This is a genomic window from Desulfobacterales bacterium (assembly GCA_021647905.1).
In the GTDB taxonomy this organism is placed as follows: domain Bacteria; phylum Desulfobacterota; class Desulfobulbia; order Desulfobulbales; family BM004; genus JAKITW01.
The window spans coordinates 1-14,802 of record JAKITW010000003.1 but is presented as its reverse complement, the minus strand read 5'-3'; the positions used below and the strand labels follow the sequence as shown (position 1 = coordinate 14,802).

Annotated in this window: 14 protein-coding genes; 8 read left to right on the top strand and 6 right to left on the bottom strand. The window is 53.2% G+C overall.

Annotation, left to right across the window (positions count from 1 at the left end):
- The first annotated feature begins 1 nt into the window (after position 1).
- From L3J03_00840 to L3J03_00815, 6 genes are all read left to right on the top strand, one after another.
- Complete coding sequence (locus tag L3J03_00840; protein ID MCF6289541.1) at positions 2-2,104, top strand: DNA topoisomerase IV subunit A; 2,103 nt, start codon at positions 2-4, stop codon at positions 2,102-2,104.
- Between the two features lie 282 nt (positions 2,105-2,386).
- Entirely contained in the window at positions 2,387-3,325 is a 939-nt protein-coding gene (locus tag L3J03_00835; protein MCF6289540.1) for a glucosaminidase domain-containing protein, read from the top strand.
- A gap of 9 nt (positions 3,326-3,334) precedes the next feature.
- Positions 3,335-4,417: a polysaccharide deacetylase family protein gene (locus L3J03_00830; GenBank protein ID MCF6289539.1), complete on the top strand. Its 1,083-nt coding sequence runs from the start codon at positions 3,335-3,337 to the stop codon at positions 4,415-4,417.
- 271 nt (positions 4,418-4,688) lie between these two features.
- A complete protein-coding gene (locus L3J03_00825) occupies positions 4,689-5,078 on the top strand; it encodes a hypothetical protein (protein ID MCF6289538.1) in 390 nt (129 codons plus the stop codon).
- Between the two features lie 365 nt (positions 5,079-5,443).
- A complete protein-coding gene (locus L3J03_00820) occupies positions 5,444-6,631 on the top strand; it encodes an AAA family ATPase (GenBank protein ID MCF6289537.1) in 1,188 nt (395 codons plus the stop codon).
- Between the two features lie 306 nt (positions 6,632-6,937).
- Positions 6,938-8,068 carry an ATP-binding protein gene (locus tag L3J03_00815; GenBank protein ID MCF6289536.1) on the top strand — a complete coding sequence of 377 codons (1,131 nt, stop codon included), beginning with the start codon at positions 6,938-6,940 and terminating at the stop codon, positions 8,066-8,068.
- Between the two features lie 123 nt (positions 8,069-8,191).
- On the opposite strand, the gene L3J03_00810 is transcribed toward L3J03_00815, so the two are convergent.
- From L3J03_00810 to L3J03_00800, 3 genes are all read right to left on the bottom strand, one after another.
- Complete coding sequence (locus tag L3J03_00810; GenBank protein ID MCF6289535.1) at positions 8,192-8,395, bottom strand: hypothetical protein; 204 nt, start codon at positions 8,393-8,395, stop codon at positions 8,192-8,194.
- A 477-nt stretch (positions 8,396-8,872) separates the two neighbouring features.
- Positions 8,873-9,184 carry a type II toxin-antitoxin system PemK/MazF family toxin gene (locus tag L3J03_00805; GenBank protein MCF6289534.1) on the bottom strand — a complete coding sequence of 104 codons (312 nt, stop codon included), beginning with the start codon at positions 9,182-9,184 and terminating at the stop codon, positions 8,873-8,875.
- A complete protein-coding gene (locus L3J03_00800; protein MCF6289533.1) occupies positions 9,181-9,399 on the bottom strand; it encodes a ribbon-helix-helix domain-containing protein in 219 nt (72 codons plus the stop codon). The genes L3J03_00805 and L3J03_00800 overlap by 4 nt, the downstream gene beginning before the upstream one ends.
- Before the next feature lie 493 nt (positions 9,400-9,892).
- On the opposite strand from L3J03_00800, the gene L3J03_00795 reads away from it, so the two are divergent.
- Entirely contained in the window at positions 9,893-10,795 is a 903-nt protein-coding gene (locus tag L3J03_00795) for a DUF4338 domain-containing protein (GenBank protein ID MCF6289532.1), read from the top strand.
- On the top strand, positions 10,792-12,207 hold the full coding sequence (locus L3J03_00790) for an ISKra4 family transposase (GenBank protein MCF6289531.1): 1,416 nt from the start codon (positions 10,792-10,794) through the stop codon (positions 12,205-12,207). The genes L3J03_00795 and L3J03_00790 overlap by 4 nt, the downstream gene beginning before the upstream one ends.
- A gap of 219 nt (positions 12,208-12,426) precedes the next feature.
- Here the strand turns inward: L3J03_00790 and L3J03_00785 are convergent, their stop codons facing one another.
- From L3J03_00785 to L3J03_00775, 3 genes are all read right to left on the bottom strand, one after another.
- On the bottom strand, positions 12,427-12,774 hold the full coding sequence (locus L3J03_00785) for a hypothetical protein (GenBank protein MCF6289530.1): 348 nt from the start codon (positions 12,772-12,774) through the stop codon (positions 12,427-12,429).
- A 214-nt stretch (positions 12,775-12,988) separates the two neighbouring features.
- The gene (locus L3J03_00780) at positions 12,989-14,206 is read right to left on the bottom strand and encodes an ISAzo13 family transposase (protein MCF6289529.1); all 1,218 of its coding nucleotides are present in this window, start codon (positions 14,204-14,206) and stop codon (positions 12,989-12,991) included.
- A gap of 199 nt (positions 14,207-14,405) precedes the next feature.
- On the bottom strand, positions 14,406-14,802 hold a 397-nt coding region (locus L3J03_00775), incomplete at its 5' end, for a hypothetical protein (protein ID MCF6289528.1).

Sequence of the window (14,802 nt, the reverse complement as noted above, 5' to 3'; positions counted from 1 at the left end):
CATGGAGACCTCCGGGCAAGTCGGCAAGCTGCACCAGCTCTTTGATCGCAACTTCATGGAGTACGCCTCCTATGTGATCAAGGAACGGGCCATTCCGGATATCAACGACGGGTTGAAACCGGTCCAGCGCCGCATCCTCCAGACCCTGTTCAACATGGACGACGGCCGCTTCCAGAAGGTGGCCAACGTGGTGGGCGACTCGATGAAACTCCACCCCCACGGCGACAGCTCCATCTTCGGGGCCCTGGTCAACCTGGCCAACAAGGGCTATCTCATCGAGCGGCAGGGGAACTTCGGCAACATCCATACCGGGGACCAGGCCTCGGCCCCCCGCTACATCGAATGTCGGCTCTCGCCGCTGGCCCGCGAGACCCTGTTCAACAAGGACCTCACCGAATTCGTGCCCTCCTATGACGGCCGGCTCCAGGAACCGGTGACCCTGCCGGCCAAGCTGCCCTTTCTGCTCCTCCACGGCACCGAGGGGATCGCGGTGGGCATGGCCACCAAGATCATGCCCCACAATTTCCGTGAATTGCTGGAGGCGCAGATCAAAATATTGAGAGACGAGCCCTTTGAGCTTTATCCGGATTTTATCCAGGGCGGGCTGCTGGACGTGTCCGGCTACAACCACGGCAACGGCCGGCTCAAGTGCCGGGCCAGGATCGTTGAGGTCAATGACAAGACCATCCATATCAAGGAGATCCCTTACGGCACCACCACTGAATCCCTGATCAACAGCGTTGAAAAGGCGGCCCGGGCCGGCAAGATCAAGATCGTCTCCATCAACGACTACACCGCCGAGGAGGTGGAGATCGAGATCAAGCTGGCCCGCGGGGTGTATGCCCGGGACACGATCAAGGCCCTGTACGCCTTTTCCGACTGCGAGATCTCCATCTCGCCCAACCTGATGCTGATCCGGGACAACACCCCATATAACCTGACAGTGGAGGAGGTGGTCTCCTACAACACCGGCAAACTGGTCAACGACCTGGAAAAGGAGTTGCGGATCGACCTGGGTCGGCTCAAGGAAAAACTGCACCTGCGCACCCTGGAACGGATCTTCATCGAGCAGCGGATCTACAAGCGGATCGAGGAATGCACCTCGCAGAAGGCGATCATCGACACCGTGACCCAGGGTTTGGAACCCTTTGCCGGAGAACTGGGACGTCCGGTCAGCCGGGAGGACATCGATCACCTGCTGGAGATCCGGATCAAGCGGATCTCCCTTTTTGACCTGAAGAAACAGCATAAAGAGATCAAGGAGATCAACAAATCCATCCGGCGGATTAAAAATCATCTCAAGGACATGGTCTCCTATACGATCAGCTATCTGGAGGGGCTGCTCGAGAAATACGGCCCCTCTTACCCGCGGCGCACCGAACTCAGGGCCTTCAAGGAGGTGGAGGCGCGCAAGGTGGCCCTGTCCAATCTCACCGTGGGCTACCACCGGGAGACCGGGCTTTTGGGCCACCAGGTCAAGACCGACGGCGACGTGGCAATCGCCTGCTCCGAGTATGACCGGATCCTGCTTGTTTACAAGGACGGCCTCTATAAGGTGATTAACGTGACGGACAAGGTCTTTGTCGGCCATGACCTGTTCTGGGCCGGCAAGATGCCTGTTGATCCCGGGGAGATCTTCAACCTGGTCTACCGGGACGGCCGCCAGCAGCTGGTTTATGTGAAACGGTTCCACACCCCGAAGTTCATTGTCGGCAAGGAGTACCGCCTGTTTGCGGAACATAAAAAGTCGGCGATTCTGCTGCTCAGGACCGGCAAGGGGATCCGTTTCCGGGTGGATTTCACACCCCTGGCCCGGGCCAAATCCAATTCGATGCGGATCCGGATGGACGACTTTCTCATCAAGGGGGTAGGGGCCATCGGCAGGCGGGTGGCCAATCGACCGGTACGGAGAATCGCCGAGCTGGCGGTCCAGGTATCAGACGAGCCAAAGAGTCCGGCTCCGGCCCGGCCGGCTGATTCCCAGGCAACACCGCCCGCGGCCAAGGGTGCCGCCGCTACGTCCTCCCCCTCCCCGGAGCCGAAGAAATCCGGCAGGCAGAGACCAGGGCAACTCACCTTGTTTAAGCCCGAAAAAAAAGAATAAGCTGTTTTGTCCGATAAAACAGCCGGTTCTTTCATCTTGAGACGATCTTTCCTTGCATTTTCTTTCGATTTCCTATAAATAAACCCCCTTCCGAATTTATTTCGGCTGACAATAATCCAGGGTGGGGCTCGCGCCTGCTCGGTTTGACCGGGCCGGGCCATGACTATCATGTCGCAGACTCCGCAGACAATGAACCGGAACGATTCCGTCCCCAGCCGGATAATGATGTTCGGCAACCGGAGGATGGACCGTCGTTTTATTTTTTCAGCTCTTTTTTTACTTATGACATTCCTTGTTTATCTGACATTTTTCTTAAGCCATATCGCCATCGCCCCTCCCCAGGATCTTGCCCCGGGACAGCCGGTTGTGCTCGCCTCGGCGGAGACCAACACGGTGACCGCCAGAATCGGGCAGCTCAAACAGCTCAACCTGTGGCAGATCACCCCGGAGACCCGGGTGCCGGCGGTGGAGTTTACCAGCTATCCGGCAAATCTCCATACCTTCCAGGACGTACGGGTCACTAAAAAGATATTTCTCCACACCCTGCTGCCGGTGGCGATGATCGCCCTGAACGAGGTGCGGCTGGAACGATCATGGTTGCTGGCGATTATTGCCAAAACCGGATATGCCCCGGATGAACTGGTCTTTACCCGCCAAGGGTGGGAGGGCCGGCCCGGCTCCTGGGACTCTTTCCTTTCCAGTGAGGAAAGAGATTTTGTTTATGGTCTCGTCCGAAAGTATCGCACCGCCAGGGCCAATCTGCTGCTCAGGCGGGTGGATGTGTTGCCGATAAGCCTTGTTCTGGCCCAGGGGGCGATTGAATCATCCTGGGGCCGTTCCCGTTTTGTCCGCCAGGGCAACAACCTGTTCGGCATCTGGACCTGGGGGGGGAGGGGGATTGTCCCGTCCCAGCGGGAAGAGGGCAAGACCCACAAGGTCAAGGCCTATGATTCGATCCTTGACTCGGTGCGGGGCTATCTCCTCACCATCAACCGCTTGGCCGCCTATGAGCCCCTCCGTGAGATCCGGCGGCAGACCAGCGATCCCCTGGCCCTGGCCGAGGGACTGCGCTTATACTCGGAACGGCGGGAGGCCTATGTGCTGGACGTCCAGGAGATGATCCGGGGTAATGATCTCAAGCGGTATGATCGACTCTCCCTGCTGCCGGGCAGCCGGCAGCAGGCCCTTGGCCCGGGGCCGGCGCCCAGTTCGGAAACGTAGCAGGGACAGATGATGATTTCTTTCAAGGGGTGGCCGGGCCGAGTGGCAACACTTTTCCTGCTCGCCCTTTTTTTCGTTGCCGGTCCGGCGGCCGCGGTTTTTGCCGGCAATGTGACCGTGCTCATCTACCACCGTTTCGGCGATCAGCGCTATCCCACCACCAATGTGACGGTTGAACGGTTCGCCGAGCAGATGGCCTGGCTCAGGGAAAACAACTTCCAGGTCATTCCCCTGGCCGACCTGGTCAAGGCCCTGAAGCTTAAACAACCGCTGCCGGAAAAGGGGGTGGTGATCACCATTGACGACGGCTACAAGAGTGTCTACCAGTGGGCCTGGCCGATCCTGAAACAGTACGGTTATCCCTTTACGGTCTTCATCTATACCAAGGCCACCGATGACCGCCACTGGGATTACCTGACCTGGGACCAGGTGCGGGAAATGCAGGCCGCCGGGGTGGATTTCCAGGACCACGGCTATGGACATCATCGCATGGCCCTGCCGCCGGCAGGGATGGATGAGGCCGCCTACCGGAACTGGATCAGGGACGATCTCACTAAAAGTCACCGGATATTGAGCCGCGAACTCGGCTACCGGCCCCGGTTCCTTGCCGTGCCGTACGGCGAGTACAATCGGACCGTCATCAATATCGCCAGGGAGGCCGGCTATGACGCGGTTTTCACCCAGGACCCCGGCTCGGTCAGCGAACAGACCGGGCCGATGACCATCCCCAGGGAGCCGATCCTGGGGAAGGACTGGTCCACCATGGATCATTTCCGGATGGTCCTGGAGCGGGTCGATCTGCCCATTACCGATCCTGTGCCCGACATGGTGCCGCTTGTTGATCCGGCCCCTGACGCCTTCAGCGCCAGACTCCTGTTTCCCGAACGCTACCGGCCGGGAACCGTGGGTATCTATGTGAGCGAACTGGGCTGGCACCAGGCCGTTATCACCGACGGGGTCGCCCGGATCGAAAACAAGGTCTCTCTTAAACGGCGGCTTAACCGGGTGGCGATCAGCGGACGGGAAAGGGAGAGCGGCCGGACCGCGATCCGTTTCTGGCTGCTGGCCAACCCGGCTGCTGATCATCCCTGATCCTGCCGGCCGGTAAAAAAAAGCGCAGCCCCTTTTCCGCTCTTTTTTCAGGCCGGTGGTGGTAAAAATATTCGCCTTCGCCCCCTCCGGATCAACATATCCTGATAAATTGTTTTTATTTCTTGCCGGCTTGTTGTTTTATATGGGGGTCGGCCAGCAAGCGCGGTCCCTGCCATGCCGGAGTGATGTTTTTGATTTTTTTGTTGCGGCCGGCCATATGGTCCAGCCCTGCTGGTCAAGAAACCTGCAATCGTGAAAGGAGGGAGATGTTATGAAGATCAGCTGGTTTTTCGTTGCAATGGTATCTTTCATGTTTTTAGCGGGCAGTCCGGCCGGTGCATTTACGGTCTACAACGACACCGGCAACACCATTGCGGTTCAAGGCGGTGACTGTTCGGACTGTTACAAGGCCAAGATCAAGGCCGGTGACCAGGGCGCCTGTCCGGGCGACAAGGCAGGGTGCGCCGGCAACACCTTTATCTCCTTCCAGGTTCCGGGAATAAACTGCAACCTGCGGTGCAATAAAAAAACCCCGGCAAACGGATGGGTCACCATATCCACCCGTCAGGCGGGCAAGAAGGGGCTGCGGGCCCGCTGCGACGTCTATGACGAAAAGGGCAATGAGTTGACTGCCGGCAATCCCTGGTGCCGGTGCCGCTGAAAAATCTTTCAGGGAGTTTGTATTAAAAGGGGCGACGACAAAGCACATGCATTGTCATCACCCCTTTTTTGTTTTCTTGCATTGGTGAGGGGGGGATCCCGTTACCCGGGCAATCAGCGCGGCCATATCCGTGCGGATTTTTTCATATAGCGGGCCAAGTCAATCCAGCGCCACCGGGTCCCATCACGGTTTCCTGACGGGTCCGATTGCTGCCCCGTGCCTTCTGCTGGATATCCTGCGGCAAATTTTCAAACGACCTCTTTGATGGTGATTTTTATTGCAGAGTATCTCTGCAGAAATAATTGCCTTGCACGTACCTCACTCTAGTGATATTTTGTACTTGAAATGCAAAAAAGGAAGCAAAAATGGAAACAGTGAGTCGTTTTTTCCAGGCACCCCAGCAAAGTTATTTTCTTTTCGGGCCGAGAGGAACAGGAAAATCAACCTGGCTTAAACAGCATTACAAAAGCTCTGAGATGATAGACCTTCTATCGCCGGAGGTGTTTCGAGTATATTCGGCAAGTCCGGAACGATTACGCGAGGTGGTGCGCGGTGCAAAGAGTAAGACCATAATCATTGATGAAGTCCAGAAAATCCCCGAACTTCTTGATGTAGTTCATCAGCTTATCGAAGAGGGATCTGGCCGCCAATTCATTCTTACCGGCTCCAGTGCGCGGAAATTGAAAAGGACCGGGGTCGATCTTTTGGCCGGCCGTGCCATTATTAAAACAATGCATCCTTTCATGGCTGCCGAGATAGGCAAATCTTTCTCTCTGACAGACAGCCTGCAGATCGGCCTGGTCCCCCTGATCACCCACTCTGCGAGTCCGCGGGAAACTCTTGATTCGTATGTCGCTCTCTACTTGAAAGAAGAAGTGCAGATGGAAGGAGCTGTGCGCAATATTGGGGCCTTCAGTCGCTTTTTAGAAGCGGTCAGTTTTTCCCACGGATCGACTTTGAATGTCTCTGAGGTGGCAAGGGAATGCCAGGTCAAACGAAAAACCGTGGATAACTATCTTGCTGTCCTTGAAGACCTGCTACTGTCGTTCCGGGTGCCGATTTTTTCCAGGCGGGCTAAGCGGCATCTGGCTTCCCATCCTAAATTATATTATTTTGATAGCGGAGTTTTTCGGTCCTTGCGGCCAACAGGCCCCTTGGACAGCCCCCATGAAATTGACGGAGCCGCACTTGAAAGCCTCGTTGCCCAGCACTTAAGAGCCTGGATAGCATATAGCAACAAAACTTGTAACCTCTATTACTGGCGCACAAAATCAAGGCTTGAGGTTGATTTTATACTCTATGGTCAGGACACCTTCTGGGCCATTGAGGTCAAGAATTCAGCCAGGGTCAACAACAAAATGCTCAGAGGGCTAACCGCCTTCCAGGAAGACTACCCGGAGGCCAGGTCTGTCCTTCTCTACCGCGGTAATGAACGACTTGTAATAAAAAATATCCTCTGTCTCCCCTGCGAGCAGTTCCTGCGAGATCTGATCCCTGCCCAACCGTTTGCAGCAGAGGAATCTCCGCCTTCAGATAAAAAAATTTGGTTATGAAACCATAGGTTACAAGAACAAATGTCTGGTGCATCTCCGGAACGCCGCCAAGTTTCCATAAGGCGTGCTGCAGCCCCTCGCTCAAGCTTTCAAAACTCTCGGAAAAACAAGTCGTACCGGTCTCCCAGTTGGAATAGGTCAGGACAATTCGTGTCCTCCTTTGAGGAACATGAATAATCGGATTCCAAATCAACCGGGGAAAATAATTGTCGTCAGGGGGGAATTATAATTGTCGCTGGTCAGTCTATTTTACCCTCTACTCCAAAACAGCCTTGACTCTTTTGGAGTAGAGTCTAAAATAGACATATGCGATACATTGCTCCATATGTCCTCAACGACCTCGCCAGAAAGATGGTTTTTGTCGGCGGCCCACGCCAGGTCGGCAAAACAACAATGGCGAAAAACATCCTGGCCCGGGAGAACAGAGGCGGTCGCTATCTGAACTGGGACTTTGATGATGACCGGCAGGATATACTTGCCCGAAAATGGACCAATGAGGACAGGCTGCTCGTCCTTGACGAACTGCACAAGTTTCCCCGCTGGAAAAACTGGTTAAAGGGGCTGTACGATGTGACCGGCAATGAACATTCTTTTCTGGTGACAGGGTCGGCCAGGCTTGATGTGTACCGCCGGGGCGGAGATTCCCTGCTCGGCAGATATCATTACTGGCGGTTGCATCCCTTTACCCTTGACGAGATTCCGGTCGGCATTGCTCCAGCGGATGCTTTTACCCGGCTGATGACCGTGGGCGGTTTCCCTGAACCGTTCCTGGACAACAATGAACGCGAGGCACGCCGCTGGCGGCGTGAACGGCTTGACCGGGTAATCAGGGAGGATGTCCGTGATCTCGAATCGGTCCGCAATATCCAGAGCCTCAGCCTGTTTCTCGACCTTCTCCGATCCCGGGTCGGGAGCATGGTCGTTTTATCCAACCTGGCTGGCGACATCCAGGTATCGCCAAAAACAGTCAAGGCATGGCTGGAGGTCCTGGAACGGATGTATCTTGTTTTTGCGGTCCGACCTTACACCAAATCCTTGCCGCGGGCTGTGCTGAAGCCGCCCAAGGTTTATTTCTTTGACAACGGTGATGTCCTGGGAGATGCGGGGGCCTGTTTTGAAAACCTGGTGGCAACCTCGCTGCTCAAACGCCTCCATTTTCGGGAAGACCGGGATGGATTCCGCTATGAACTGCGCTATATCCGAGACAAGGAGGGGAGAGAGGTGGATTTTGTCATCATCAGGGAAGGGGTGGTGGAGGAACTGGTGGAGGTGAAATACAGTGATGATGTCCCTGCAAGGCATCTTGCTTATTACGCCAGACGTTTAAAGCCTGAAAAAACCACCCAGATTGTGGCCAGGCTTAACAGACCCTACGACAAGAACGGGATCCGGGTCGTTGATCCATTACGCTATTTTGCCGCACCCCCGTGGGGCTGAAAGTTCCGCTCTACTTTTTCTCTGTCACCCGGGCCACCAGCGCGGCCATGTCCCTGCGGATTCTTTCATATTGACCCTTATCCAGGCCCGCGCCCAGGGCCACGGTTTCGGCCATTTCGGCGGTCAGAAAATCAGCCGGGTCCTTGAGAAGGGGTTCAGGGTCTCGGCCGCCCGGATGATCCGGGGGATGATAAAGTCCATGTTCGAGGCATCGGCATGGTCGGTGATCGCCACTGCCGCATAGCCCAGCACCTCGACCCGGCGCAGATGCTCAGCCGGCACCAGTTCGCCGTCACTGAAAAAAGAGGGTCTATCCGGATTTCCCAACCCAAGTATAGCACCAAAAATGGGATGTTAAGCCCCTGTAGCTTCGTCACCGTCGGCGTCGGTCTCACCCAAGCGAAGCCCTGGACCGATGACGATGGGGGCGAAGCGGAAGGGGCGGCCCCTTGTAGCTTTTGAGCCCGAGGTTGAGGTCAGAAAAATCCGTGCAGAAATCATTGCCGTACCAAGGTCCGCGAACTTGTCAAACTCGGTACAAACCTGCGGCTGGCCATATCCATCGGCCTGAGCCGTAAAGGACCATATCGACTCGCCAAGACACTGGCCACCCAGTCGGGGATGATCCGCCTGAGGCGGACTGAAGGATCAAGGTCTGTTGTCTGTCAAAGAACTGTGGGTAAACGTCCATTACCCCGCTACGGCGCGGTAGCTCATGGGAACCGCCTAGTGCGGACCCGCTTGCTAGGTGGTGTGAGGGCCGGGGGAGAAAGACCTCCGGCTACCCGATTGGCCATTCCTGTTTCAGATATCGAGGGCAAATCGAATTGCACGGCTGACATCAGCCATTTTTGCCGGGGGCAAGGTTATAATCAGGGAGCCGATTTTTCCCTTCGAGACAGTTTGCAGGTGGTCACAGTTTACAGCGCAATCCCTGGGTATGCCGTCGGCTTTTGAGAGAAAAACCTCGGATGGTATGTCGCGAACCGTACTTGTAATGGGGACAACAGTTACTTCACCAAGATATTCCAATACAGAATCTCGTGTTAGGATAAGAACAGGCCTCTTTTTATCCGGCTTGGCGAATTTGTACCAACGGATTTCACCGTGTTTCATTCGTCACCCCAAGCCTGTTCCTTTTCCCAAACAGAGAACTCATCGGTAGATACTGGGTGCCGTTCATACCCTTGGCGGTGTTTCCGTTCTAGTTGCTCAAGGCTATATCGAGCAAGCGCCTCACGAAGGGCATTCCGTGTGAAAGCAGAACGATTTGTGTGAAGTTGCTTCGAAACACGGTCAACCGCTTTGACAAGATCATCATCAAGGGTCATCTGGACGGTTCTCATAGTACACCTCTACGATATGGATTCTAATAGCTATAATAGTCCACATTACAGCTCATGTCAAATCGATTTCCTCGGCCAACGACCCGAGTTGAGCGGCGCTGGGTGCTGTCTGATCAGAATTTTGTTTCTGATCAGACAGTGGCCAGTGTCCGCTCCGACGACTTTTGATGGCGGCCGCGAATCAGCGCACAAGCCATGATTAAACCCGAGTGGCTGGAATGTAGTATCAGCGGAGCCAATGCCAGCCGCCAGCAAGACGTGGGAGCGGGTCTACCGCTCAACTCGGGTCGATGGTGCCGCGCGCAGCGGGGCACCATCGCCATGCTAACTTGCCATTTTATACGGTGCAGAACGAAGTGGCGCACCGTATAAAATGGCCAATGTTGAGCTAATTGTGGGAGCATTACGCGTTTCTTGAAAATCAACTTGCGTTCCTTACCAGGTCTTGTTACCTTGTTTTCAGCAAGGAGGCAAGACCATGGATACAGAACTCATTATACGTGGCAAACGTATCGGATCGGCGGAACTTCATCAAATCGAGTCGGTCATCACAGGGCGTTGGGCCCAGGGTCGCGTGGCCATTTCCAAGGAACTTTGCCGGCAGTGGGACTGGCGCCAGGAAAACGGTCAACTCAAAGGGCAGGTGTGCAGAATTTTGTTGAGGAAGCTGGAAAGCAAGGGCCTCATTTCGCTGCCACCGCCAAAGACAGGCCTTGCCAATCACCCGCGACGCCGCTATTACGTCCCTCCGTCCGCTCCTCCTGAGGTGAACGACACCCCGCTGGAGGCTGCTTTTGGGGATATTTCGCCTATCGGGCTGACAATGGTCCGACGGACCGAACATGAGGGGTTATGGAATTACCTGGTCCATCGATACCATTATGAGGGTTTTCGGATTATTGTCGGATCACACCTGAAATATATCGCCTGGATGGGCGGTCGGCCTATTGCCTGTTTATCGTGGAGTTCCAGTGTATTCAGGATTGCTGCCCGAGACCGTTTCATAGGCTGGAATCCTGCTGCCAGGAGTGGAAACATCCGCCATGTGGTCAATAACAACCGTTTTTTGATTCTTCCCTGGGTCAAGGTCAAGAATCTTGCGTCGCATCTGCTTGGCCTGTCGGCCAGAACCATTGGCAATGACTGGCGGAAATTCTATGGGTATCCGCCTTATCTGCTGGAAACATTTGTCGACCAGGCTAGATTTGCCGGAACCTGCTATAAGGCGGCTAATTGGACCGTTGTAGGCGAGACTGCCGGGTATGCCAAGAAAGACAACCGGTTTCATGAGCACGGCCGGAAGAAAGACATCCTTGTCTTGCCGCTTGTTCGTGATTTTCGCGAGCGCCTCCGGTATGTTCACGAAGGAGGCGTGGCATGAGCGCCGCCGTCGATATCAGCATACTGGACGCCCAGTTACAACAGCACCTGATCGAGAGCTACCGAGACATGATGAAAGCTGCCGTTGACACCTTTGTCGATGCCCTTGCCGAAGACATCCTTTCGGAAAAGAAGATGACCCTGATGGATATCACCCAGGCCATATCCAAGGCGCAGCCGGCGTTATTGAAAGCAGCCATGGAAGGGCTTGTCCAGGCAAAACACGGTGATGTGTTGTCGCAGCAGCAGGCGGAATGCCCATGTTGCCGGAAAAAGGTCAACAGGAGTACACAGGCTCCCAGGACGATCGAGACATTGCTCGGGGCGTCGACCATTGCTCGCCCTTATTTCTACTGTGCTCCTTGCAAGCACGGTTTCTTCCCGGCTGACGCGACGATTGGTCTGTCTCCCCGCAAAAAACAGGATGACCTCCAAAAACTGGCGCTGGAGTTTCTGGCCGACCTGCCCTTTGAACGGGCCAGCGAACTCTTTTTCAAGTCCACAGGTGTTTCCTTCAGCGATCATCGGATGCATGACTTATTTGCGCAGTTCAGCAAAGATGCCACGGTGGAAGATGTCATTCCTTCTGCCGAGGAAATCGAACGGCGTATCGATGAGGTGAGAGGCAAGAAAAAACGGCGTCCAGTGCTGGTGGCGGCAACAGACGGCGCGCACACTCCCACCCGTCCCCGCGGAGAGGGCCGCGATGAAAAGTGGGGCCCCGGTGAATACAAGGAGGCCAAGGGCTTCAGGCTATATCTCCTCAATGATGACCGTATCGTGCATATCGCCAGCTGGCACCAGGTTTGCGATGCCGAGGAACTTGGCAAGGCGCTCAAGGTGGCGGCATCCAGGATTCCGCTGAAAAAAGTTCGTCCATGCCTGGTTGGGGACGGAGCATCGTGGCTATGGAAAGCCATGCAGCAGGCCTTTCCCGGAGCTCGTGAAGTACTGGATTATTACCACTGCTCGGAACATGTTCACGCCTTGGCCAATGCTCAATACGCTGCCGATCCCCAAAAGGCCTTTCTCTGGGTGGAAAGTACCATGGCACGCCTTTCACATAAGGGTGAAGTGGGTGCAGTTATTGGCGGTATTAAGCGGATGCGCCCTGTAAACGACACGGTAAAGGAACTTATTCGAAAGACAGCCAACTATTTGAGCAACAACAAGGACCGCTTCAATTACCACGGTGCCCGGCGGGGCGGTTATGCTATTGGCAGCGGGGGCATCGAGTCCGCCAATAAGTTCATCTGCCATGTCCGGATCAAACGAAGCGGTGCCTGGTGGTTGGTGTCAAATTGCAACAACATGCTCAAACTACGCTGCGCCTTGGTTAACGGTACCTTCGAGCACCTGTTCGACAACCACGCCATCCGGGAAAAGGCGAAGCGCTTTAAAAGAAACGCGTAATGCTCCCGGTTTCTTTTTACTGGACGAACCTCATTTATACTGACCTCGAAGACTTTGCGACCTTTCATAGCATCGAGATCAACTCGATAAGCCGAACTTTTCGGCACGAAGTCTTCCATCTTCGCCTCTTCCCACCATGCGTCATTTAGATCAATTTCGAGGTCGTGGTGATACAATTTCATCGTATTGTCCCAAAGCAGCATGGTTCTGTATTAGTATTTACTTGATTTCAATTACTGTATCTGGTGCTTTTTGCATTTTGGGGCGCGTTAATTCAGCATCATTTTTGTCGAGGCACATGAACTGTATTTCAGCTCGTGGGAAGTTGCCCATTACATATGGTGGTGAGGATTCATTAGTGTTGACCACCCGTATATTTTTATTTTGACTGGTGCAATATTCGTTCGCTTCTTTAAATGCATCGGCTTTTAAAGTTCCTAAGCCAGAAAAACCTGTAGCAGCTTGGCGAGACACCATAAATGTTTCTGGGCCGATAGGTACAACTCCTGAGTTCGAGGCACAACCCAATATTAATAATAGCGAAAAGAGAAAAACAATATTCTTCATTTTATCATGTACTCCTTTGAGGCATAACGAAAAGGTCAGTTGACAGGGCCACACGACAAAGATGGCCATGGCAACTGACTTGAATTATTTAACTATTTTTAATAGGCCCGCTGTGGCCCTGGTCAACTGAACCGGCAGGGGGGGGGCGGCGATTTTTGCCGTTTGATTCATTCATATCGAGGAATTAGGGCCTGTAAAACAATAACACGGCCATTCATTTTTTGATTGGAAGAATTGAATAGTTCCATTCTCCATGAAACTCATCACGCACAATTTGTATTGCCCCTAACTCATCGTCTGTTACCTTAACCCCTTTCGGGTAATGTCCAGAATCAAGCTCAACTCGTACTTTCAATCCTTTTCTAGTTGTGGTAGAGGCAATTAAATTAACAATCGTTTCATGACTGACCAGTGGTTTACCTCGCCAGTTCATGCTGATAAACGAAAATAATCGATGTTCAATCTTGTTCCATTTGCTCGTTCCTGGAGGGAAGTGACTGACCCGTATGGACATGTCAAGCTCGTTGGCTAACTTCTGTAGTTCAACCTTCCACAGGCGTACCCTGGAACCATTACTACCGCCACCATCTGCTGTGATTACCAATTCACGGGCACCAGAATAGAGCTCCTTGCCCATAGCAAACCACCACCGACGAATTGTAGAGACTGCAAAGCTTGCAGTGTCATGATCGGTACCGACACTAACCCATCCAGAATTGTTAGCCATATCGTAAACGCCATAAGGGTTCGCTCTTCCTAAATTTTTATCTACAAAGTCATACACTTTAACTTGTTCAGGGTCACCCTTTGGTCGTAATTCTTTTCCTCCGTTTTTGTACTGCCCAACCAACTCTTTTTTCTTGGTGTCAACTGAAATAACCGGCTGCCCATTACGCATAGCCTCTTCTGTTCGTAGATTTATAAACTCAAATTGTGCATTACGATCAGGATGGCTCGAACCTTCCAGGGTCTTGCGATTGCCCAGCAGGCTATAACCCAACTCTTTCAACAGGCTGCCTATCGAAGAATGACTGACGACATATCCCTGTGACCGTAACTCAGCTTCCAATTGCCGCAAGCTCTTACAGGTCCAGCGTAACGGCGACTCAGGATCACCTCGAGTAACGGGCTCGACAAGGTTTTCCAGAGCAACTCGCAATCCTTTGTCTGCTTTGACAGATGCCTTTCGACCGCCTCCTGCTCGGCGTATTCTTTGGAATGCAGTATCTTCCGCCCCTGTCGCTCGTTGCGAGAGTTCCTTCAATCCTTGTTTTATCGAGTTTCGTGCAACTCCCGTTGCTTTTTGTACAAGCGTTATGCCGCCATGCCCCAATGCTTTGGCTTCGGCAGCAGCATATAAACGCCTGAGCCGTTCATCTAATACCCATTCAAGATTTTGATAACGATCCCTAATTGCCTTTTCAATATCCATGCGACCATATTAACACACCCATCATAAACGGCCAAGTTATTATTTTACAAACTCTTAAATAAATCCGACCCCTATTCCTGTTTTTGATAAATATAAGACCGAGACAGTGAAGAACCGCTGACAGTATGGGGTACAATGCATGCCAAATCTTGCCCAATGTGGTCACAATGGTTATTATCCTGCGGGAATTGTTTGGCAGCTACCCCTTTATTTCTTCAGGATCTTGCCACTCAACGCGTATATTATGGTCTCTCATGCCGCAAACAACAACGATACGTTTGTCAGTAGGGAAGTGCTGTTCTTTGTAGCTGATAAGATCATCGACTAGAGATTCCCAATTCCTGGTTTTCAACTCTGTCCAGAATTTAGGCCGTGATTTCTCAAATTCGCTCAGGAGGTTTTCGCAATCGTTATGATTGAAACCTTGCCCAGTTGATCTGTTCCAGGCCACGTGTGACAGAAGTAAGGCTGCATGTGCAGCCTCACTTGAAGGAATCGAGTTTGGCTTTTTTAAAACTGTCATCGCCATTTCTTTGAAAATATCAGACATCTTTATGGAATTCATATTATCACATGCTAAATGTTGTATTATCGAT

What these genes read in the sequence shown, in the direction of transcription:
- L3J03_00840 (MCF6289541.1), top strand. Translation starts at nt 2, where the DNA reads ATGGAGACCTCCGGGCAAGTCGGCAAGCTGCACCAGCTCTTTGATCGC.
- L3J03_00835 (MCF6289540.1), top strand. Translation starts at nt 2,387, where the DNA reads ATGACATTCCTTGTTTATCTGACATTTTTCTTAAGCCATATCGCCATC.
- L3J03_00830 (MCF6289539.1), top strand. Translation starts at nt 3,335, where the DNA reads ATGATGATTTCTTTCAAGGGGTGGCCGGGCCGAGTGGCAACACTTTTC.
- L3J03_00825 (MCF6289538.1), top strand. Translation starts at nt 4,689, where the DNA reads ATGAAGATCAGCTGGTTTTTCGTTGCAATGGTATCTTTCATGTTTTTA.
- L3J03_00820 (MCF6289537.1), top strand. Translation starts at nt 5,444, where the DNA reads ATGGAAACAGTGAGTCGTTTTTTCCAGGCACCCCAGCAAAGTTATTTT.
- L3J03_00815 (MCF6289536.1), top strand. Translation starts at nt 6,938, where the DNA reads ATGCGATACATTGCTCCATATGTCCTCAACGACCTCGCCAGAAAGATG.
- L3J03_00805 (MCF6289534.1), bottom strand. Translation starts at nt 9,184, where the DNA reads ATGAAACACGGTGAAATCCGTTGGTACAAATTCGCCAAGCCGGATAAA.
- L3J03_00800 (MCF6289533.1), bottom strand. Translation starts at nt 9,399, where the DNA reads ATGACCCTTGATGATGATCTTGTCAAAGCGGTTGACCGTGTTTCGAAG.
- L3J03_00795 (MCF6289532.1), top strand. Translation starts at nt 9,893, where the DNA reads ATGGATACAGAACTCATTATACGTGGCAAACGTATCGGATCGGCGGAA.
- L3J03_00790 (MCF6289531.1), top strand. Translation starts at nt 10,792, where the DNA reads ATGAGCGCCGCCGTCGATATCAGCATACTGGACGCCCAGTTACAACAG.
- L3J03_00785 (MCF6289530.1), bottom strand. Translation starts at nt 12,774, where the DNA reads ATGAAGAATATTGTTTTTCTCTTTTCGCTATTATTAATATTGGGTTGT.
- L3J03_00780 (MCF6289529.1), bottom strand. Translation starts at nt 14,206, where the DNA reads ATGGATATTGAAAAGGCAATTAGGGATCGTTATCAAAATCTTGAATGG.